The 19,165-nt window shown below is 74.2% G+C and carries 19 protein-coding genes; 2 read left to right on the top strand and 17 right to left on the bottom strand.

The annotated features are described in order from the left end of the window. Nucleotides 1-180: 180 nt before the first annotated feature. The 4 genes from kamE to kdd all read right to left on the bottom strand — a co-directional run bounded on the left by kamE (nt 181) and on the right by kdd (nt 5,326). Entirely contained in the window at nt 181-933 is a 753-nt protein-coding gene (gene kamE, locus BJF81_RS06175) for a lysine 5,6-aminomutase subunit beta (RefSeq protein ID WP_075957546.1), read from the bottom strand. Then, on the bottom strand, nt 930-2,579 hold the full coding sequence (gene kamD, locus BJF81_RS06170) for a lysine 5,6-aminomutase subunit alpha (protein WP_237770057.1): 1,650 nt from the start codon (nt 2,577-2,579) through the stop codon (nt 930-932). Before kamD ends, kamE begins: the two co-directional genes overlap by 4 nt. Then, the gene (locus tag BJF81_RS06165; protein WP_158068622.1) at nt 2,576-4,237 is read right to left on the bottom strand and encodes an amidohydrolase; all 1,662 of its coding nucleotides are present in this window, start codon (nt 4,235-4,237) and stop codon (nt 2,576-2,578) included. The genes kamD and BJF81_RS06165 overlap by 4 nt, the downstream gene beginning before the upstream one ends. A gap of 264 nt (nt 4,238-4,501) precedes the next feature. Continuing rightward, complete coding sequence (gene kdd, locus BJF81_RS06160) at nt 4,502-5,326, bottom strand: L-erythro-3,5-diaminohexanoate dehydrogenase (protein ID WP_237770056.1); 825 nt, start codon at nt 5,324-5,326, stop codon at nt 4,502-4,504. Nucleotides 5,327-5,410: 84 nt separating this feature from the next. Between kdd and BJF81_RS06155 the strand changes: the two genes are divergently transcribed. After that, nucleotides 5,411-6,871 carry a KamA family radical SAM protein gene (locus tag BJF81_RS06155; protein ID WP_075957545.1) on the top strand — a complete coding sequence of 487 codons (1,461 nt, stop codon included), beginning with the start codon at nt 5,411-5,413 and terminating at the stop codon, nt 6,869-6,871. Between the two features lie 20 nt (nt 6,872-6,891). On the opposite strand, the gene ybaK is transcribed toward BJF81_RS06155, so the two are convergent. The 5 genes from ybaK to BJF81_RS06130 are packed head-to-tail and all read right to left on the bottom strand — an operon-like array spanning nt 6,892 to nt 9,848. Then, nucleotides 6,892-7,386, bottom strand: coding sequence for a Cys-tRNA(Pro) deacylase (gene ybaK / locus BJF81_RS06150; protein WP_075957544.1), 495 nt, complete (start codon nt 7,384-7,386; stop codon nt 6,892-6,894). Between the two features lie 25 nt (nt 7,387-7,411). Continuing rightward, the gene (locus tag BJF81_RS06145; RefSeq protein WP_075957543.1) at nt 7,412-8,305 is read right to left on the bottom strand and encodes a hypothetical protein; all 894 of its coding nucleotides are present in this window, start codon (nt 8,303-8,305) and stop codon (nt 7,412-7,414) included. 8 nt (nt 8,306-8,313) lie between these two features. After that, nucleotides 8,314-9,003 carry a phosphatase PAP2-related protein gene (locus BJF81_RS06140; protein ID WP_075957542.1) on the bottom strand — a complete coding sequence of 230 codons (690 nt, stop codon included), beginning with the start codon at nt 9,001-9,003 and terminating at the stop codon, nt 8,314-8,316. A 14-nt stretch (nt 9,004-9,017) separates the two neighbouring features. Beyond that, nucleotides 9,018-9,476, bottom strand: a complete 459-nt coding sequence (locus BJF81_RS06135; RefSeq protein WP_075957541.1) for an Lrp/AsnC family transcriptional regulator — start codon at nt 9,474-9,476, stop codon at nt 9,018-9,020. Between the two features lie 9 nt (nt 9,477-9,485). Beyond that, on the bottom strand, nt 9,486-9,848 hold the full coding sequence (locus tag BJF81_RS06130) for a hypothetical protein (RefSeq protein WP_075957540.1): 363 nt from the start codon (nt 9,846-9,848) through the stop codon (nt 9,486-9,488). Nucleotides 9,849-9,881: 33 nt separating this feature from the next. Here BJF81_RS06130 and BJF81_RS06125 point away from each other — a divergent pair, with 33 nt between their 5' ends. Beyond that, nucleotides 9,882-10,826, top strand: coding sequence for a 5'-3' exonuclease (locus BJF81_RS06125; RefSeq protein WP_075957539.1), 945 nt, complete (start codon nt 9,882-9,884; stop codon nt 10,824-10,826). Nucleotides 10,827-10,839: 13 nt separating this feature from the next. Here BJF81_RS06125 and BJF81_RS06120 read toward each other — a convergent pair whose 3' ends face one another. From BJF81_RS06120 to BJF81_RS06090, 8 genes are all read right to left on the bottom strand, one after another. Beyond that, a complete protein-coding gene (locus tag BJF81_RS06120; RefSeq protein WP_075957538.1) occupies nt 10,840-12,048 on the bottom strand; it encodes an acetyl-CoA C-acetyltransferase in 1,209 nt (402 codons plus the stop codon). A gap of 29 nt (nt 12,049-12,077) precedes the next feature. Next, nucleotides 12,078-12,797 (bottom strand): hypothetical protein, encoded by a 720-nt coding sequence (locus BJF81_RS21405; RefSeq protein WP_158068621.1) that lies wholly within the window; start codon nt 12,795-12,797, stop codon nt 12,078-12,080. A gap of 247 nt (nt 12,798-13,044) precedes the next feature. Further along, nucleotides 13,045-14,976: a DEAD/DEAH box helicase gene (locus tag BJF81_RS06115; RefSeq protein ID WP_143780690.1), complete on the bottom strand. Its 1,932-nt coding sequence runs from the start codon at nt 14,974-14,976 to the stop codon at nt 13,045-13,047. 9 nt (nt 14,977-14,985) lie between these two features. Beyond that, a complete protein-coding gene (locus BJF81_RS06110; RefSeq protein WP_075957537.1) occupies nt 14,986-15,894 on the bottom strand; it encodes a diacylglycerol/lipid kinase family protein in 909 nt (302 codons plus the stop codon). Continuing rightward, nucleotides 15,891-16,715, bottom strand: coding sequence for a twin-arginine translocase subunit TatC (gene tatC, locus BJF81_RS06105; RefSeq protein WP_237770055.1), 825 nt, complete (start codon nt 16,713-16,715; stop codon nt 15,891-15,893). Before tatC ends, BJF81_RS06110 begins: the two co-directional genes overlap by 4 nt. A 29-nt stretch (nt 16,716-16,744) precedes the next feature. Continuing rightward, the gene (locus BJF81_RS06100; protein ID WP_075957535.1) at nt 16,745-17,083 is read right to left on the bottom strand and encodes a Sec-independent protein translocase subunit TatA; all 339 of its coding nucleotides are present in this window, start codon (nt 17,081-17,083) and stop codon (nt 16,745-16,747) included. Between the two features lie 48 nt (nt 17,084-17,131). Further along, the gene (locus BJF81_RS06095; protein WP_075957534.1) at nt 17,132-18,112 is read right to left on the bottom strand and encodes a helix-turn-helix transcriptional regulator; all 981 of its coding nucleotides are present in this window, start codon (nt 18,110-18,112) and stop codon (nt 17,132-17,134) included. Then, a complete protein-coding gene (locus BJF81_RS06090; protein WP_075957533.1) occupies nt 18,112-19,128 on the bottom strand; it encodes a helix-turn-helix transcriptional regulator in 1,017 nt (338 codons plus the stop codon). Before BJF81_RS06090 ends, BJF81_RS06095 begins: the two co-directional genes overlap by 1 nt. Nucleotides 19,129-19,165: the final 37 nt, after the last annotated feature.

Raw genomic sequence — 19,165 nt, 5'->3', positions numbered from 1 at the left:
ACAGCCCCTCGTCGCCGTCGGTGCGGATGCACAGCTCGGTGGCCACGTCGCCGAACAGCGCCAGGCTGTAGGCGCCGTCCACCAGGTTGCCCGCGTAGTGGGCGTGCGAGTAGGGGACGTAACGGGCGTGCGTGACACCCATCCCCACGGTGGCGGGGCGGGCGGCGGGTTGCTGCGTGGTCATGCGCTGGACCTTCCGTTCTCGACGAGGGCGTGCACGAGGTAGGAGGCGACCTCCCCGGGGGTGGTCCCCCGGCCGAAGATGCGGTCGACCCCCAGCTGACCGGCCGACCCCTCCTCGAAGCGGGGTCCCCCGACGACGAGGAGCGGCACCTGCCCGGCCGGGTAGGCCTCCCGGAAGGCGGCAGCCATCTGGGTGGTGTTGGAGATGTGCGCGTCCCGCTGCGTGACGACCTGGGACACCAGGACGGCATCGGCCTGCTCCTCGCGGGCCCGTTCCACGAGCTCGGGCACGAGCACCTGGGCGCCGAGGTTGACGACCCGGACCTCGGAGTAGTACTCCAGCCCCTTCTCCCCCGCGAAGCCCTTGATGTTGAGGATCGCGTCGATCCCCACCGTGTGGGCGTCGGTGCCGATGCAGGCGCCGACGACCACGAGGGGACGGCGCAGGCGCTCGCGGATGGCGGCGTTGACCTCCTTGGGCGTCAGCAGGGGGTGGTCCCGCTCGACGACCTGCACCTGGGCCAGGTCGACCAGGTGGGACACGCTGCCGTAGACGATGAAGAAGGTGTGCGCCGGTCCGACCGCCCTGGCGTGCACGAGCAGCGCGGGGGCCAGGCCCATCTTGCCGGCCAGCTGCAGCGCCGCCCCCTCGGCACGCTTGTCGTGCGGGACCGGCAGGGTGAAGGAGACCTGCACCATGCCGTCCCCGGTGGTGTCCCCGTAGGGTCGGACGACGGTCGGCTGGCTCACCGGGACCCCTCCTCAAGCATCGTGATGGCCGGGTTGTCGTAGTCGTCGGCCCGCACCACCACGCCGTCCAGGCCCTTGCCGCGGTCCGCGGGACGCTTCATCAGGCCGAAGGTGCCGTCGCCGATGGCCTCCAGCAGGGGGATCGACCCGGAGCCTTTCGCGCCCCGGTCGCGGGTAATCGTCTCCAGCAGGTCCACGGCCTCGGAGAGCACCTGGCGGGCCCGGGTCTGGATGAACCCGTCGGGCGGTGGCCGGAAGTCCTCGGTCAGGCCGCCGGCCGCGCCCAGGACGTAGCGCACGTTCTGCAGGGCCAGGTCGCGGTCCGACAGCCAGGGCGTGACGACGGCCTCGGTCATCATCCCCACGAGCAGGATCGACTGGCCGGTCATCACCCCGGCGAGGTTGAAGAACCCGTCGAGCAGGTGACCCCGGAAGACGTCGCCGGTCATGTGCTTGGTGGGCGGCATCCACTTCAGCGGGGCGTCCGGGAAGAGCTGGCGGGCCAGCAGGGCGTGCGCCAGCTCCATCCGGAAGGAGTCGGGCAGGTCGGGGTCGATCTCGAAAGCATGGCCCAGGCCCAGCTGCCAGTCCGCCAGCCCCGCCTCGGTGCCGAAGTACTCGTTCATCAGCTGCGAGACGGTGACCGTGTGCGCCGCCTCGACGGCGTCGGCGGTGGTGAGGTAGTTGTCCTCGCCGGTGTTGATGATGATGCCGGCGCGGGCGTGGATCTGGCGCGAGAACCGCTGGTCGACGAAGGTGCGCACCGGGTTGATGTCGCGGAAGAGGATGCCGTACATCGAGTCGTTGAGCATCATGTCGAGGCGCTCCAGACCCGCGAGCGTGGCGATCTCGGGCATGCACAGGCCGGAGGCGTAGTTGGTCAGCCGGACGTAGCGGCCCAGCTCCTTGCTCACCTCGTCGAGTGCCTCGCGCATGAGCCGGAAGTTCTCCTGGGTGGCGTAGGTCCCGGCGAAGCCCTCCCGGGTGGCCCCCTCGGGCACGTAGTCGAGCAGCGACTGGCCGGTGGACCGGATGACGGCGATGACGTCGGCACCGGCCCGGGCCGCGGACTGGGCCTGGGGGATGTCCTCGTGGATGTCCCCGGTGGCCACGATGAGGTAGACCCAGGGACGCTGCGGCGGGTCGCCCAGCCGGGTGATCAGCCGCTCCCTCGTGGCCCGCTGCCGGTCGATGCGGCGCAGGCCCGGGCGGACGGCCGCGCGGGCGGCCCGGCGGGCGGCGGTGAGCTCCCGGCGCCGGTCGGGTATGCGGAAGCTCACCGCTCCCGCGGAGGCCTTCTGGGCCAGGGTGAGCAGGTCGGGCGCCTCCTCGCGGCGCAGCGCGTCCCAGACGGGGGTGGTGACGCCGTGCTCCAGCCCCACCTGGTCGCGGACCGCGTCGACCAGGTGGTTGACCCAGGGCACCCGCTCGTGGTCGGCACCGGCCAGGCCGGCCAGGCGCAGGGTCGCCCGCTCGACGGAGACCGTGGTGCGGTTGCGGGTCATCTCCACCACGGGCTCCCCCAGGCGCCGGGCCAGGGTGCGCGCGCGGCGCACCACCTTCGGGTCCAGCTCGAGGGGTGGCGGCGGGGCCACCACGCGTGCCGGGGTGCGGGGCGGGGTCTTCGTGCCGGGGCGGGGGCTCACTCAGGCTCCTTCTCGGTCGTGGGCGACCTGGCCGGACACGACGGTGAGCCGTGCGACGGGCAGGGGGAGGTCGGGGTCGTCGAGGACCGGCAGCCCGGTCGAGGGGCCGGTGGGCGCCGGCTGCCCGTGCCCGTCGTCGCAGACCACGTACGTGCCGGGGCACCGGCGCGCAGGTGGCCGCCGGGGCGCCCGGCCAGCTCGTGGCCGGCGACGGTGTGGGCGGCGAAGGCCTCGGCCGCGGTGAGCCGCTGGTCGGGGTTGTGGTGCAGCACCGCGGCCCGCACGGCCGCCCACGGACCCAGCGGGGTGACCGGGCTGTCGGACCCGAGCGCCACCCGGATCCCGGCGTCGACCATGTCGCGCAGCGGGAGGGCGGCCAGCGCGCGCTCCGGGCCCAGGCGGGCGGCATACATGCCCTCGGAACCGCCCCAGAGGGCGTCGAAGACGGGCTGGACGCTGGCCCAGACGCCCAGCTCGGCCATCGTGGCCAGCACCTGGGGGGAGGGCAGCTCGACGTGCTCCCAGCGGTGCCGGGCGCCGCGCACCGCCTCGACCCCCAGCTCGTCGGCGGCGGCGCGGAAGCCGGTGGCCATGGTCCGCAGGGCGGCGTCGCCGATGACGTGACCGCCGGCCTGCAGCCCGGCCCGGGTGCAGGCCAGGACGTGGTCGCGCACCTCGTCGACCCCCAGGTAGCCGAAGCCGACGTGGTGGCCGTCGTCACGACCGCCGGAGGGCGATCCCAGGTAGGGCTGCTCCACGTGGGCGGTGAAGGACCCGAAGGAGCCGTCCGCGCACAGGTCGCCCGCGAGGCCCAGCACGCCGAGGAAGCCGGCCAGCTCGGCGGCGGCCTCGGCGTCCACCGCGAGCTCGCCCCAGTAGGCGACGACGTCCGGCACCCCGGCCCCCTCCCCGTGGGCCAGCACGTCACGGATGTCGTCGTGGCTGGTCAGGTGGGAGGCCCCCATCTCGTGGAGCAGCGTGACCCCGACGGCCGCGGCGGCGTCCAGGGCCAGCGAGACGTGGTGCTCCCGGTCGGCCGGGGTCAGGGTGGTGGTGAACGCGTTGGTGGCCGCCGCGAACGCGTCCCGGCGCACCACGCCGGTGCCGTCCCACCCGTCGATGTCGCGGACCCGGGCGATCGTGGCCATGGCCGTGGACACGCTGGCCGAGTGGGCGTCCACGCGCGGCATGTAGACGACCCCGCCGTAGGAGGCGCGGTCCAGCTCGGCGGAGGTGACCGGCCGGCCCTCGGCCCAGCGGGTCTCGTCCCAGGAGTGGGCGTAGACGGGGCGCCCGCGTCGCCGGCGGACCGCCTGCTCGACCAGGTCGAGAGCCTCCCCCACCGACCGCGTGCCGGACAGGTCCACCCCGTCCAGGCCCTGGCCGGTCATGGTGAGGTGGACGTGGGCGTCCGCGAAGCCCGGCGTGACCAGCAGCCCGCCCAGGTCCACGACCCGGTCCACCCGGTCGGCCCAGGCGGTGGCGCCCTCCTCGTCCCCGACCCACGCGACCGTCGACCCGTCGAGGACGAGGGCGCTCGGCACTCCCCCGGTGCCGCCGTCGTCGGCCGTCGCGCCCGCGAGGACACCCCCGCGGAGCAGGACCCTCCCGCCGGGCAGGGGGGCGAGGTGGGCCGGGGGCTGCTGGAGGGTGCTCACACCTGCCAGTGTGGTCCGGTCCGAGCCTGGACTCGAACAGGCGACGCACCGTGTCGTCGCCGCGGAGCAGGGACAGGGCCAGCTCGGCGTGCCCGGGCGTGTAGCCGTTGCCGACGAGCATCGTCACGTCGGCCGCCAGGCCCTCGGCCCCCAGGGCCGCCGCGGCGAAGGACGTGGCCATGGAGAAGTAGACGACCGTGCCGCCCTGGGCGGTGGCCATGATCGCCGGCTGCTCGCACCCGGGGACGTCGACGCACACGACCGTCACGTCGGCCGGGCCGCCCGCCGCCCGCACCCCGCGCTCCAGGGCGATCGGCGAGCGGCGTCGGCGACGACGACCTCGTCGGCCAGGTCGGTCCCCCGCAGCAGCCCGGCCTCGGCCTCCGTCGGCACCACGGCGATGCGGCGGCCGGCGCCTGCCTCCCGGGCGGCCGCGAGGGACAGGGAGCCGGACTTGCCCGCGCCGCCGAGCACGGCGACGGTGGGGGCCGCCCCCCGCTCGGCATACCCCCGCACGACCTTCTGCACGAGGGCGGGGGCGCCGCAGACGTCCATCACCATGAGCGCGAGGTCCGGCTCGAGGTCCTCGGGCAGCCGGGCCGCGATCGAGCGGCCGAAGAGGATGGCGTGCCCGGAGGTGGGCACGCGCTCCGACATCCCGTCCCAGCGGGTCAGCCGGTCGGTGATGACGAGCGGCGTGAGGGACAGCGAGACCAGCGTGGCGATCCGGTCGCCCACGGCCAGGCCCAGGGGGCTCTCGGGCCCGACCTCGGCGACGGTCCCGATCAGCATGCCGCCGGACCCGGTGACCGGGTTCTGCATCTTGCCGCGGTCCTCGACGATCTCCAGGACGTCGCTGCGGATGCCGTGCCCGTGCACGTGCCCCGTCGGGCCGGTGTGCTTCTCCCGCAGCTGGCGGTAGGAGGCCGCGTCGAGGTTGAGGACCTCCACGTCCACCCGCACCTCGTCGGGGGCCAGCTGCGGGGAGGCGTCGAGCCGGTAGGCCGCCTGCGGGAGGGTCACCGCGTCCCCCGAGGGCTCGAGCACCCGGTGCAGCCCGAACGGCGAGTACCCGGTCGTGACCGTCATCTGTCCTCCCAAATCACCATCTGACAAGAAATCTTCCCGCGTCTTCTTCCATCGGCAGGACGTTCTCCCGTAGCATGCCACGGCATGAGCATCGAGATCGAGCAGCCGTACTCCTACCGGCGCCGTGAGCTGGTCGAGCCCGACTGGACCCGCCTGCCGGGGTGGAAGGACATCACCCCCGAGCAGTGGGCGGACGTGCAGTGGCAGCGGGTCAGCTGCGTGAAGAACATCCGGCAGCTGCGCGCCGTCATGAGCGACCTGCTGACCGACGACTTCTACGCCGACCTGGAGCGCGACCAGGCCGAGCGTGCCACCATGTCGATGCTGGTCACGCCCCAGATGCTCAACACGATGGTCAGCGAGCAGACGTGGGCGGACGGGCGGATGCCGTCGGCCGGCGAGGAGTACACGGCCGCGTTCTACGCCGACTCCGTGCGCCGCTACATGCTGCCGGTCTTCTCCGACCGCCGCACCGACTGGCCCTCCCACCCGCACGCGGCCCGCGACTCGCTGCACGAGCACGACATGTGGGTGGCCGAGGGGCTCACCCACCGCTACCCCACCAAGGTGCTGGCCGAGATGCTGCCGACCTGCCCCCAGTACTGCGGCCACTGCACGCGGATGGACCTCGTGGGCAACTCCACCCCGACCGTCACCAAGCTCAAGCTCGCCGGCAAGCCGGTCGACCGGCACACCGCCATGCTCGACTACCTGCGCACCAACCCCGGGGTCCGGGACGTCGTCGTCTCCGGCGGCGACGTGGCCAACATGCCATGGAAGAACCTGGAGGCCTGGCTCGACCAGCTGCTCGAGATCGACAGCATCCGCGACATCCGGCTGGCGACCAAGGCCCTCATGGGGATGCCGCAGCACTGGCTGGCCCCCGACGTCGTCGAGGGCGTGGGCCGCGTCGCCCACAAGGCCCGGGAGCGCGGGGTCGGCCTGGCCATCCACACCCACGTCAACGCCGCCCAGTCGGTCACGCCGGCGGTGGCGCAGGCGTCCCGGACGATGCTCGACGCGGGGGTGCGCGACGTGCGCAACCAGGGCGTGCTCATGCGCGGGGTCAACGACACCAGCGAGCAGCTCCTCGACCTGTGCTTCGCGCTGTCCGACGACGCCAACATCACGCCGTACTACTTCTACATGTGCGACATGATCCCCCACGCCGAGCACTGGCGGGTCTCGCTCGCCCAGGCCCAGCACCTGCAGCACTCGATCCTGGGCTACCTGCCCGGGTTCGCCACCCCCCGGATCGTCTGCGACGTGCCGTTCGTCGGCAAGCGTTGGGTCCACCAGGTCGACACCTACGACACCGAGCGCGGCATCTCCTACTGGCGCAAGAACTACCGCACCTCGATCGAGGGCGAGGACGTCGACGTCACCAGCGCCGAGTACGTCTACTACGACCCGATCGACACCCTGCCGCCCAGCGGCCAGGAGTGGTGGCGCCAGCACTCCGCGGAGACCGCCGCGGCGGACGCCGACGCGCCGGCCCGGCAGGCGGCGGCGTCCCGGCAGGCGTCGGTGGACCAGCTGGTCTGAGCGACCGACGCCGAGGCCGGTCAGCCCCGGCGGGCGACCGGGGCGGTGCTGCCGTCGACGAGGGCCAGCAGGTCCTGGGGCGAGAGCTCCAGGTCCAGGCCGCGCCGGCCGCCGCTGACCAGGACGGTGGGGTGCTCCAGGGCCGAGGAGTCCAGCACGGTCGGCAGCCGGCGCCGCTGGCCGATGGGGCTGATCCCCCCGACCACGTAGCCGGTCGCCCGCTCCGCGTCGGCCGGCTGGGCCATGACGGCCCGCTTGACCCCCAGCGCCGCGGCCAGCGCCTTGAGGTCCAGCAGGGTGTCGACCGGCACGATCCCGACCGCCAACCCGCCGTCGGCCTCCACGAGCAGCGTCTTGAGCACCCGTGCCGGATCCACCCCCAGCGCAGCGGCCGCCTCGAGGCCGTAGCTCTCCGCCCCCGGGTCGTGCTCGTAGGCGCGCACCTCGAAGGCCACGCCCGCCCGTTCCAGGGCCACCGTCGCGGGCGTGCCCGCCCTCGTCCTCCTGCGTCCCACGACGCCCAGGGTATGCCGCGTGCGCTCAGGTCGCGCCCGGCGTGCCCGCCGGCCCGTCGTCGGGCGGCCGCGTCAGGGAGTCCGGGTCGTCGACCATCGCCTGCAGGACCTGGGAGCTGTGCACCAGGTAGAACCCGTCGGTGGCGCGTTCGTCGATGGTGTAGACCACGTCCACCCGGCGGCGCGCCACGACCGCCCCGGCGTCGTCGACGACCGGCTCGGGCCGGATCGTGCCGATGGAGACGAAGATGCTGGCGGTCCCCCGCTGGTAGAGGTGGTGGAACGGCGCCTCCGCGTGCAGCGACCCGAGGTTGACCAGGTAGGAGCTGGCGTAGACCGGGAGCGCGTCCTCGAGGGCGCGTGGCAGCAGGTTGACCGCGTCCAGGGCCCAGATGGTCCTGGCCACCCCGGCGACCACCGGTCGGGGCAGGCGGACGAGGGTCTCCACGAGGCGGTCGTTGCCGGTGCGCCCGCCGGTGCGGGCGCGGTGCAGGACCTCGTCGACGCGGGCGCGCACCTCCTCGACCGTCTCGGTGCCGGTGAACGGGATGAGGGCCTGCACCTCCTCGGCCTCGTCGTTCATCTCCTGCTTGACCGTGAAGGCGAAGGTGATGTCCCGGTGCTCGTAGGTCCGGCGGGCGGAGACGAACCGGTTGAGCTCGGGCCGGAGCCGGAACAGCCGGGCCCACGCGGTGAGGAAGACGTGGAAGAAGCGGATCCGGTCCTCCGGTGCCCGCCCGGCGTTGACCTCCTCCAGCCAGGCCGTCAGGCGGTCGACGTCCAGGTGCTGGCGGTAGTAGACGGTCGACTCCAGGCGGGTCGGCATCAAGTGGGGCACCACCCGCCGCAGGGCCGGCAGCGCGGGCACCGGACGGGCGTCCCGTCGGCCCGGGACGAGTCGGCGTCCGCGCAGGAACATCGTGCCTCCTAGGGGCCGTCGCACCCGTCCGGTGCCCGGCCCGTCCCGAGCCTACGGTGCGCGACGGTCCCGGGGCCGGTGACGCGCGCGACCGGCCCCAGGACGGGGCCCGACCCCCACGCGCGGACGACGAAGAAGGCCAGCAGCAGGCCGCCGACGACGTCGATGGAGTAGTGGCCGTGGGCCAGCACGAGCGCGGCCGCCATGACGGCCACCAGCACGCGCTGCAGGGTGCGCAGGCGCGGCCGGTCGGCCGGGGTGAGCATGGCCAGCAGCGTCAGGGCGGCCACGTGCCCGGAGGGGAACATGCCGTACTGCTGGGGGGAGAACAGGAACGGGCCCTCCCCCTGCGCCGGGGCCAACGGCGTGAGCACCATGATCCCGGCCCGCAGCAGGTACATCACGGCGAACACCGCCCCGACCGCGGGCAGCAGGGCGGTGCGGCCGGAGCGCACCAGGTCCCCCAGGAAGGCACCGAACCCCACCACGAGGGTGGCCAGCGTGAGCCACCGGGCCGGTCGGACGTAGGGCAGCAGCTCGAAGAGCAGGTCGTCGGGGCGCACCGCGTCGGCGAACCGCGTGACGATCAGCTGGTTGCCCAGGAGGGTGGCGGCCAGGGCCAGCAGGCCGAGCGTCAGGGCGAGGGTCCAGGCGGCGGCCAGGGAGCGGGGCCGGGCACCGGCCGGGACGTGGTCCATCCGCGACGAGGGGCTCAGCCGACCGGGTTCTCAGGAAGCCGCCCCAGCCGGTCCTCCCACGGGGTGGAGAGCACGATCGTGGTGTTCGTCGAGCACGACCCCTGCTGACGGATCCGCGCGAGCAGCTCCTCCAGCTCCTGCGGCCGCTGCACCCGGATCAGCAGGATGTAGTTCTCGTCCCCGGCCACCGACCAGCAGGCCACGATCTCGTCGATGTCCGCGAGCCGCTCGGGGATGTCGTCGTCGGCCGCCGGGTCGAACGGGGTGACCGACATCAGGGCCGTCAGGGGCAGGCCCACCGCGGTGTAGTCGACCACGGCCCGGTAGCCCTTGATGATCCCCCGCTCCTCGAGCCGCTTGACCCGCTGGTGCACCGCGGAGGTCGACAGCCCCACCTGCCGGCCCAGGTCGGCGAAGGAGATCCGGCCGTCCAGGGCGAGGACCTGGACGATGTTCCGGTCGAGGGCTTCCATGGCGCCACCCTAGTGGGCAGGCGCACCCGCCCGGAGGGACACCGCATACCCCACGGCGGTCAGCAGCAGCGCGGGAGCGAACCACACCGGCAGCGGCGACGGGGCGAGCAGCACCGCGACGGCCAGCACCAGGAGCACGACGCCCGCCCCCGCCCGGCGACGAGGCAGGAGCAGCGCGACGGCGACGGCAAGGGCGACCAGCACCGTCGGCAGCGCCAGCCGGAGCACGTCGGCCAGGGCGGGGTCGGGCCGGGTCAGCGGGTTCTCCCCTTCGGCGGTGTCCCACAGCGGACCGAGCAGCAGCAGCCCGGCCGTGGCCAGGGTGACCACCACGGCGGCCCAGGGCAGCAGGAGGGGGACGGGGCGCGGCACGTCGGCACGCTAGCAGCCCTAGGGTTGGGCCTCATGGACGACAGCGCCCCGGGCCGGCTTCTGCTTCTCGACACCGCGAGCCTCTACTTCCGCGCCTTCTTCGGGGTCAAGGACCTGCGGTCCGCCCCGGACGGGACGCCGACCAACGCCACCCGTGGGCTGCTCGACATGGTCGCCACGCTCGTCACCCGGTTCCGACCGACCCACCTGGTGGCCTGCTGGGACGACGACTGGCGGCCGGCGTTCCGGGTCGAGGCCATCCCCACCTACAAGGCTCACCGGCTGGTCGAGGGTTCGCAGGAGAAGGAGGAGGCTCCACCTGAGCTGGAGGTCCAGGTGCCGGTCCTGCGGCGCGCCCTGGAGTCGTTCGGCATCCCGGTGCTGGGCTCCCCCGGCTACGAGGCCGACGACGTCATCGGCACCCTCACCGCGCGACACCGGGGCCGGATGCCGGTCTCGGTCGTCACCGGCGACCGGGACCTGTTCCAGCTGGTCGACGACGAGGCCGACGTCAGCGTCGTCTACACCGCCCGCGGCGGGGTCCGCGACGCGGAGGTGGTGCGCCAGGCCGACCTGCAGGAGCGCTACGGGGTGCCCACCGGCACGGCCTACGCCGAGATGGCGATGCTGCGCGGGGACACCAGCGACGGGCTCCCGGGCGTGAAGGGGATCGGCGACAAGACGGCCGCCCAGCTCATCCGCACCTACGGCTCGTTGGCCGCCCTGCGGCAGGCGGTGGCCGACGGCGACCCGGCGCTGAAGGGCGCCCGCCGGGCCAACCTGGAGGCCGCCTCGGACTACCTCGACGCCGCACCCCTCGTCGTCACCGTCGCGCCCGACGCGCCGCTGCCGGACGTCCCGCTCACCGTGCCCCGCGAGCTGGCCGACCCGGAGACCCTGCAGCAGCTGGTCGAGGCCTACGACCTCGGCAGCCCCGTGGGTCGGCTGCTCAAGGCGCTGGAGCTGCGGCCCTCCTGAGCCGGCCGGCCGTTCACACCACCCGTTCGAACACCGCGGCCAGCCCCTGACCACCGCCGATGCACATGGTCTCCAGGGCGTAGCGGCCGTCGCGCCGGTGCAGCTCCTGGGCCAGGGTCGCCAGGATGCGGGCACCGGTGGCCCCCACCGGGTGGCCCAGGGAGATGCCCGACCCGTTGGGGTTGAGCCGGTCCCAGGCCGAGGGGTCGCTCATCCCCCACTCCGTGAGCACGGCGAGCACCTGCGCGGCGAAGGCCTCGTTGAGCTCGATGAGGTCCATGTCGTCGAGGGTCAGCCCGGCCCGTTCCAGGGCGGCCGCCGAGGCGGGGACCGGACCGATGCCCATCGTCTCGGGGGCGACCCCGGCCACGGCCCAGGAGCGCAGCGCCAGCACCGGGGTCAGGCCCGTGGCCTCGGCGTGCTCCCGGGTGGTGACCACGCACAGGGCGGCGGCGTCGTTCTGGCCGCTGGCGTTCCCGGCGGTCACGGTGGCCTGGTCGTCCTGCCGGCCCATGATCGGCCGGAGCCCGGAGAGCACCTCGAGGGTGGTGCCGGGGCGGATGTGCTCGTCCGCGTCCACCACGGTCGTGCCCTTGCGGGTGGTCACCTCGACGGGGACCATCTCCTCGGCGAAGCGTCCCTCCGCCTGCGCCGCCGCGGCGAGCCGCTGGGAACGCACGGCGTACTCGTCCTGGGCCTCCCGGGAGATGGCGTACTCGCGCCGCAGGTTCTCCGCCGTCTCGATCATGCCGCCGGGGATCGGGTGCCGCTCGCCGCCGGCGGTGGAGCGTGCCCGGGCGAGCCGGTCGGCCAGCTCGACCCCGGCGCCCTTGACCCCCTGGCGCAGCAGCGCGTAGTGCTCGACCTGGCTCATCGACTCCGCTCCCCCGGCGACGATGAGCCGGGCCCCTCCCGAGGCGACGTGCGCGGCCGCGGTGAGCACCGCCTGCAGGCCGGAGCCGCAGCGGCGGTCCAGCTGCATGCCGGGCGCGGAGTCGAGCCCGGCGTTCAGCGCCAGGATCCGGCCCAGGGCGGGGATCTCGCCGGAGGGGTTGGCGTTGCCGACGACCACGTCGTCGACGTCGCCGTCCTGCAGGCCGGTGCGCTCGAGCAGGGCGGTGAGCAGCTGGGTGCCCAGGTCGGCGGCGGAGAGATCGGCCAGCGAGCCCAGGAAGCCGCCGACGGGGGTGCGCAGCGGGGAGCAGACGACGATCTCGGTCACGGGGTTCTCCTCGGGTCGGGTGGTCGGGGTCAGTCGAGCCGGTCGGCGGCGACCACGCCGCGCAGGACCGCGCTGGAGGCGCGCCGGGCCGTGCGGGCGACGGGCGGGTCGGCGGCCTGGGCGATCTGGCCGAGCAGGTCGACGACCTGCTTGCACCGGCGGACGAAGTCGCCGGCCGACAGGGTGCCGTCGCGCAGCACCTCCTCCAGACCGCGGCCGGAGGCCCACCGGTGGACCATCCAGGCGATGCCCGGGTCGGGCTCGCGGTCCGGCTCGAGCCGGTGCTCCACCTTGAGGGTGCTCACCTCGCGCCAGATAGCGCCGATCTCCCCCAGGGCCTCCTCGACCTCGACCCCCGGCATCCGGGCCTCGCCCACGTCGTCGCCCCGCGCCTCGTGCACGAGCGCGGAGACCACCGCCGCCAGGTCCGCCCCGGACAGCCGCTGCCAGCTGCCGCGGCGCAGGGCCTCGGCGACGACCAGGTCGAGCTCGGTGTAGATCCGCCGCAGGCGCTGGCCCTCCTCGGTGACCGCCAGCCCGTCCGGCGTCAGGTAGCCCAGGGTCGAGAGCAGGTCGCAGATCCGCTCGAAGGTCTTGGCGACGGTGTTGGTCCGCTCCGACACCCTGCGCTGCAGGTCGTCGGTCTCGCGGCGCAGCTGCCACCACCGCGCGGCCCACCGGGCGTGCTCCTCCCGGTCGGGGCAGGTGTGGGAGGGGTGGGCCCGCAGCTGCGCCCGCAGCTCGTCCACGCGCGTCTCCAGCGAGGAGCGGTATGCCGGTGCGTCGCCGTCGTCGCCCCCGTCGCCCCGGGAGCCGCCGCCCCGCCCGCTCCGCCCGGGCAGCGGCTCGCTGACCTTCTCGCGCAGGGCGGACGCCAGGTCCTTGCGTGCCTTCGGGCTGCGGGCGTGAAAGAGGACGGCACCTTGAGCGTGCCGATGACGTCGGGCACGTCGCGGAAGCCGGCCACGGTGAGGGTGTGCAGGCTGCCGTTGGAGGTCAGCGCGGTCGGCTCGCCCGTGCCTTGGCCCGCGAGGTGGGCAGCACGACCGCCATGGTGCCCTTGCGGGAACCCTCCAGCCGGACGACGTCCCCCACGCCCAGCTCGTCGAGCGCGACGGCGATGTCGGCCCGCCGGGACGCCTGGCGGCGGCGGGCCTGCTTCTTCTCCAGCTCGCTGAGCTCGTGCCGCAGCCGGCCGTACTCCCGGAAGTCGCCGCGCTCGCAGGCCATCGCCTCCTCGTAGCCGTCGAGCGCCTCCTGGTTCTCCTTCAGCCGCCGGGTCAGCCCCACGACCGACCGGTCGGCCTGGAACTGCGCGAAGCTGCTCTGGAGCAGCTCGTGGGCGGCCGGGCGGCCGTACTGGGCCACGAGGTTGACCGCCATGTTGGAGCTGGGCCGGAAGGAGCTGCGCAGGGGGTAGGTGCGCGTCGAGGCGAGGCCGGCCACCTCGACCGGGTCCACCCCCCGCCGCCAGAGCACGACGGCGTGGCCCTCGACGTCGATGCCCCGTCGGCCGGCGCGCCCGGTGAGCTGGGTGTACTCGGCCGGGGTGACCGGCGCGTGCGTCTCGCCGTTGAACTTGACCAGCTTCTCCAGCACGACGCTGCGGGCCGGCATGTTGATCCCCAGCGCCAGGGTCTCGGTGGCGAAGACGGCCCGGACCCGTCCGGCGGTGAACAGCTCCTCGACGATCTCCCGGAACAGCGGCAGCATCCCCGCGTGGTGCGCGGCGAACCCGCGGGCGAGGCCCTCGACGAAGTCGTGGTAGCCCAGCACCCCCAGGTCCGCGGGGTCCACCTCGGCGATCCGCTCGGCGACCAGCTCGCGGATCCGCCGGCCCTCCTCCTCGGGGACCAGGCGCATCCCGCGGCCCAGCAGCTGGCCGACGGCGGCGTCGCACCCGGCCCGGCTGAAGATGAAAGTGATCGCCGGCAGCAGGCCCTCCCGGTCCAGCCGGTCGACCACCTGGGCACGGCTGGCCACGCCGCCGGGCAGGGCCCCCCGGTCGGCCAGCGGCACGACGTCGTCGGGGCGGCGGCCCCGGTCGGACCGGTCGGCGCGCCCGCGCCCGCCCCTGCCCCCGCGCCGGTCGTCGCGCCCGCGGTGGTCGGCATACCGGCCCCGGACCGCCCCCCGCCGCCCGCGGGGTCCGCCCGCGTCCTCCCGTGTCCACCCCGTGGCCCGCTCGGCCTGCTCGATCCGCTGCAGCAGGGCAGGGTTGACCCGGGTGCTGCCCTCCGCCCCACCGTCGGTGACGAACAGGTCGAACATCTGGGTGCCGACCATCATGTGCTGCCAGAGCGGGACGGGCCGGTGCTCGGCCACGATGACCTCGGTGTTGCCGCGCACGGTGCGCAGCCAGTCGCCGAACTCCTCGGCATTGCTCACGGTCGCCGACAAGGAGACCACCTGCACGGACTCGGGCAGGTGGATGATGACCTCCTCCCAGACCGCTCCCCGGAACCGGTCGGCCAGGTAGTGCACCTCGTCCATGACGACGTAGCCGAGGCCGGTGAGGGTGGGCGAGGAGCTGTACATCATGTTGCGCAGCACCTCGGTGGTCATGACGACGACCGGGGCCTCCCCGTTGATCGAGGAGTCGCCTGTGAGCAGGCCGACGTTCTCCACGCCGTGGCGGGCGACGAGGTCGTGGTACTTCTGGTTGGACAGCGCCTTGATCGGTGTGGTGTAGAACGCCTTGCGCCCGGTCTCCAGCGCCAGGAAGACCGCGAACTCCCCCACGACCGTCTTGCCGGCCCCGGTCGGTGCGGCCACCAGGACCCCGTCCCCCTCCTGGACGGCGTCGAGGGCCCGGACCTGGAAGTCGTCGAGCTGGAAGCCCAGGCCGTCGGCGAACCGGCCGGCCGCGGTCGCCTGCCGGGCGGCGCGGACGCGGGCCTGGGCGTATCGCTCTGCGGGGCTGGACATGGCCCCAGGCTATGTCAGGCCGGGGACGACGACCTGCAGGGCCGACGGCACCACCCGCACGGTCAGCGGCAGCGGACCGAGGGCCTCCCCGTCCCCGTGGGCGAGCACGTCGGCCGGCCCCTCGATCCGCACCTGCGCGGTGCGGTGCACCTCCACCTCCGGCAGCCGGGTATGCCGTCCCGCGCGGACCGCGCGCAGCAGGGCCAGGGCCCGGGCCGGGGCCACAGGACGGATGACGACCAGGTCGAGCAGGCCGTCGGCCGGGTCGGCGTCCGGAGCCACCTGCAGCCCCCCGCCGACGAACGGCATGTTGGCCGGGACGACCACGAGGGCGTCCAGCTGCTCGACCTGCTGCCCGGCTCCTTCCGGACCGAGGGTCAGCCGGTAGCGCAGCGGCGGGGTGCGCGGCAGGCGGGCGATCTCTACGAGGGCGGCCACGGTGTAGGTGAGCGCCCCCAGCTGGCGCGGCAGCAGCGTGGCCCGGTGGGCGATCCGGGCGTCCAGCCCGGCGTTGACCGAACCCAGCACGTGCCGGTCCAGCTCGGCCACGTGGAGCACGTCGACGGTGCGCCGGTGGCCGGACGTGAGAACGTCGAGGGCCTTCCCCGTCCCGAGCGGGAGGCCGAGCGAGCGGGCATTGTCGTTGCCGGTGCCGGCCGGCAGGATCCCGACCGCGGTGGAGGTGCCGGCGCACAGGTCTGCAGCCAGGCTGACGATGCCGTCCCCGCCGGCGACGACGAGCACGTCGACCCCCGCCTCCACCTGGGCACGGCACCGGTCGGCGGCCTCCTCGCGCGTGCCCGCCGCGATCTCGACCACGTCGTGCCCGCCGGACCGCAGCCGCCGGACCGCCTCGGCCCCCAGTGCCGCCGCCCCGCCGCGCCCCGAGCGCCGCCCGTGCGCGACGGCATACCTCATGAGAGCGGGGTGGCCTCGCCGGGCGAGAGCCGGGCGTACCTGTCGGCCGGGTCGTCCCCGCGGCGACGGCGGCGCCGCTCCAGGAGGAAGGCCACGGCGACGGCGCACCAGAAGAGGAAGAACACCGGGGCGGCCATCGCCAGCATCGTCCACGCGGAGGGGTCGGGGGTCATGAAGGCCGAGAAGACCAGGATGGCGAAGAGGGTGACCCGCCAGCTGCGCAGCATCGCCCGGGCCGACAGGATGCGCATCTGGTTGAGCGCCACCAGCACGACGGGCAGCAGGAACGCCAGCCCGAAGGCGAGCATGAAGTAGAGCACGAGGGAGAGGAACTCCGACATCCCCTGGATGTTGGCCACGCCCTCGGGCGTGAAGCTGAGCAGGATGGCCACGAGCCGGGGGAAGGTGAAGGCCGCCAGGCCCGCGCCGGCGAGGAACAGCGGGATGCTGACGAAGAAGTAGACCAGCGCGATCCGCTTCTCCGGGCGGGTCAGCCCGGGCAGGAGGAAGGCCCAGGCCTGCCACAGCCAGACCGGGCTGCCCAGCAGGATGCCGCTGAAGATCGCGACCTTGAGCTGGGTGGCGAACGGCTCGGTGATGTTCTGGAAGCGGAGGGTGACCAGCTCGTCGCCGCGCTCCTCGGCGACCCGCTGCACGGGGGCGGCCACCACGTCGATGATGTCCTGGTACCAGTACCAGCCGACCACGCTGAGGGCCACGACAGCGAGGGTCGAGATCAGCAGCCGGTTGCGCAGCTCACGGAAGTGCTCCCCGAGGGACATCCGTCCCTCGGGGTTGGTCGACCGCCGTCCGCGGGCCACGCTCGGGTGGGACGCCTCGGTCCGGGAGGTCAGACGCGCGGGTCGCGGCCGTCGCGACCGTCGACGTCCGGCTCGGCCTCACGGGCCTGGCGGTACTCCTCGCGCGCCGTGTCGCGGTAGCGGTCGTCGACGGGCTCGTCGCGGGACGTGCCCGCGGCGGGGCGGTCGGCGTCGTCGCCCCCCGGCAGCGCCGTGTCCTGGCCGCGGCCCTTGCGGGCCTCGTTCTCGTCCTTCATCTGGTCGACCTCGGACTTGAAGACCCGCATCGACTCCCCCAGGCTCCGGGAGACGTTGGGCAGGTTCTTCCAGCCGAAGAGCAGGACGAAGGCGATGACGAGGACGACGATGTGCCAGATCTGGATGCGCATGGTGGGTTCCCCTTCCGGGAGCGGTCACGGCGCCGGGCGCGGTCGTGCTCAGTCTATCCGGGTGGTCCCCCGGTGCCCGGCCACGGCCTCGCGGGCCTCCCGCGCGACGTCCGCGACGACGTCGGCCGGCGCCGTCACCCGGACGGCCCCCGCCTCGCGCCGGACCAGCCGGTGCAGCCAGACCGGGTCGGCGACCGGCAGGACCACCTCCAGCACGCCGTCGTCGCGCCGGCGCACCTCCTCGACCGGGAGGGTCTCGGTGATCCACGCGGCCCGGGGGTCCACCTCCAGGTGCACGCGCAGGTCGTCCGGCGCGGCCCGGTAGACGCCGGACCCCAGGTCGCGCAGGGGCAGGTCCGGCGGCGGGGTGCCGTCGACGTCGAGGACCTGCAGGTCCTCCACCCGGTCGAGCCGGAACAGCCGGACGCCGCCGGCGCGGTGGCACCAGCCCTCGAGGTACCACCGGCCGTCGACGGCGGCGACCCGGACCGGGTCCACGTCGCGCTCGGTCGTCTCGTCCCGGCTGGCCACCGTGTAGCGCAGATGGACGCGTCGCCGTCCGCCGATCGCCCGGCGCAGCCGGTCGGCCAGCTCCGGCGGCAGCGGCTGCTCGAGGCTGACCTGGACCTGGTCGGCGGAGGCGGCCGCGTCGCCCGCCGCCGACTCCAGCTTGGCCAGGGCGCGGTCGATGGCGTCGCGGTCGGTCAGGCCCGGCGTGTCGGCCAGGGCCCGCAGGGCCACGATGAGCGCCAGGGCCTCGTCGCGCCCCAGCCGGAGCGGACGGGCGATGGTGTCGGCGTTGGCCACGTGGACCCGGCCGTCCTCCCACGAGGCCTCGATGAGGTCGTCCGGGTAGTGGCCGGGCAGCCCGCACACGAAGAGCAGCTGCAGGTCATCGACCACCTGGTCCACGCTCGTGCCCAGCTGGTCGGCGGCCTCGGCCAGGTCGATGCCCTGCCGGTTGAGCAGCCACGGCACCATCGTCAGCAGCCGGCCCAGCCGGCTGGTGGCGCTCTCGTAGGTGACCATCAGGACTCCTCCCCCTCGTGGGCCGCGGCCACCGCCTGCAGCGCCTCGACGACCTGGTCGCGGACCTCCGCGGGCGAGAGGACCCGTACGTCGGGTCCCGCGGCCGCGACCTCCTGGACCAGGGAGGCGGTGCCGGAGACGCGGACGCGCAGCTCGTCCCAGCCGTCGTCGCCCGGCTCGACCTCGCCGCGCCGGCGCAGCGAGGAGGCGCTGCCCCCGCGCACCCGCAGCACCACCTCGGTCCGCTCGCCGGCGTCGTCGCCGTACGCCGTCCGGATCATCGCCCGGGGGTCGTGCCCGTCGGGCACCTCGAAGGCCCCCGCCCGGCCGGTGCGCCGGGGGGCCCCGACGATCCGGTCGAGGCGGAAGACGCGGGAGGCGCCCCGGTCGACGTCGTGGCCGGTGAGGTACCAGCGGCCGTGCCAGCTCGTCAGGCCCCACGGCTGCACGTGCCGGGTCACCGGTTCGGCCTCCCCCGCCCGGCGGTAGTCGAAGGCCAGGGCGGTGCGGGTGAGCACGGCGTCCCGGACGGGGTCGAAGGCCGGCTCGGTGGTGTGCAGCAGGGGCTCGAGCCCGGCCACCGACGCCTCGTCGCGCATGAGACCGGCGGCGTCCAGCTTGCGCAGCGCCTGGGCCGCCGGGCCCGCCAGCGACGCCTGCGACCACATCCGGCTGGCCAGCCCCAGGACGGCCACCTCGTCCGGCTCCAGCTCGATCTGCGGCAGGGCGTACTCCCGCTGGTCGATCCGGTAGCCGGGCTCGTCGTCGAAGAACGGGTCGATCGGCTCGGTCCGCAGCGGGATGCCCAGGGCGCGCAGCTCGTCCTTGTCCCGCTCGAACATCCGCTCGAAGGCCTCGTCGCTGCCGGCGGCGTAGTCCGGCACGGCCTGGCGGATCCGGGCCCGCGACAACGGCTGGCGGGTGGACAGCAGGGCGATGACGAGGTTGAGGAGCCGTTCGGTCTTGGCCGCGGCGGGGCTGGGCCCCTTCTTCGCCGGGGTGCTGCGGGACGCCATGGCGGACACGCTACTCGACACCTGTACGAACACCCAC

The sequence above is a fragment of the Ornithinimicrobium sp. CNJ-824 genome, from assembly GCF_001942405.1.
Classification (GTDB): domain Bacteria; phylum Actinomycetota; class Actinomycetes; order Actinomycetales; family Dermatophilaceae; genus Ornithinicoccus; species Ornithinicoccus kibberensis.
This window is presented reverse-complemented; position numbering and strand designations above follow the sequence as displayed.

Coding starts and splice junctions, on each gene's coding strand:
- BJF81_RS06115 (WP_143780690.1), bottom strand. CDS start 14,976: ATGTCCAGCCCCGCAGAGCGATACGCCCAGGCCCGCGTCCGCGCCGCC.
- BJF81_RS06090 (WP_075957533.1), bottom strand. CDS start 19,128: ATGGCGTCCCGCAGCACCCCGGCGAAGAAGGGGCCCAGCCCCGCCGCG.
- BJF81_RS06140 (WP_075957542.1), bottom strand. CDS start 9,003: ATGGACCACGTCCCGGCCGGTGCCCGGCCCCGCTCCCTGGCCGCCGCC.
- BJF81_RS06155 (WP_075957545.1), top strand. CDS start 5,411: ATGAGCATCGAGATCGAGCAGCCGTACTCCTACCGGCGCCGTGAGCTG.
- kdd (WP_237770056.1), bottom strand. CDS start 5,326: ATGACGGTCACGACCGGGTACTCGCCGTTCGGGCTGCACCGGGTGCTC.
- BJF81_RS06145 (WP_075957543.1), bottom strand. CDS start 8,305: ATGTTCCTGCGCGGACGCCGACTCGTCCCGGGCCGACGGGACGCCCGT.
- BJF81_RS06125 (WP_075957539.1), top strand. CDS start 9,882: ATGGACGACAGCGCCCCGGGCCGGCTTCTGCTTCTCGACACCGCGAGC.
- BJF81_RS06110 (WP_075957537.1), bottom strand. CDS start 15,894: ATGAGGTATGCCGTCGCGCACGGGCGGCGCTCGGGGCGCGGCGGGGCG.
- BJF81_RS06095 (WP_075957534.1), bottom strand. CDS start 18,112: ATGGTCACCTACGAGAGCGCCACCAGCCGGCTGGGCCGGCTGCTGACG.
- BJF81_RS06100 (WP_075957535.1), bottom strand. CDS start 17,083: ATGCGCATCCAGATCTGGCACATCGTCGTCCTCGTCATCGCCTTCGTC.
- BJF81_RS06135 (WP_075957541.1), bottom strand. CDS start 9,476: ATGGAAGCCCTCGACCGGAACATCGTCCAGGTCCTCGCCCTGGACGGC.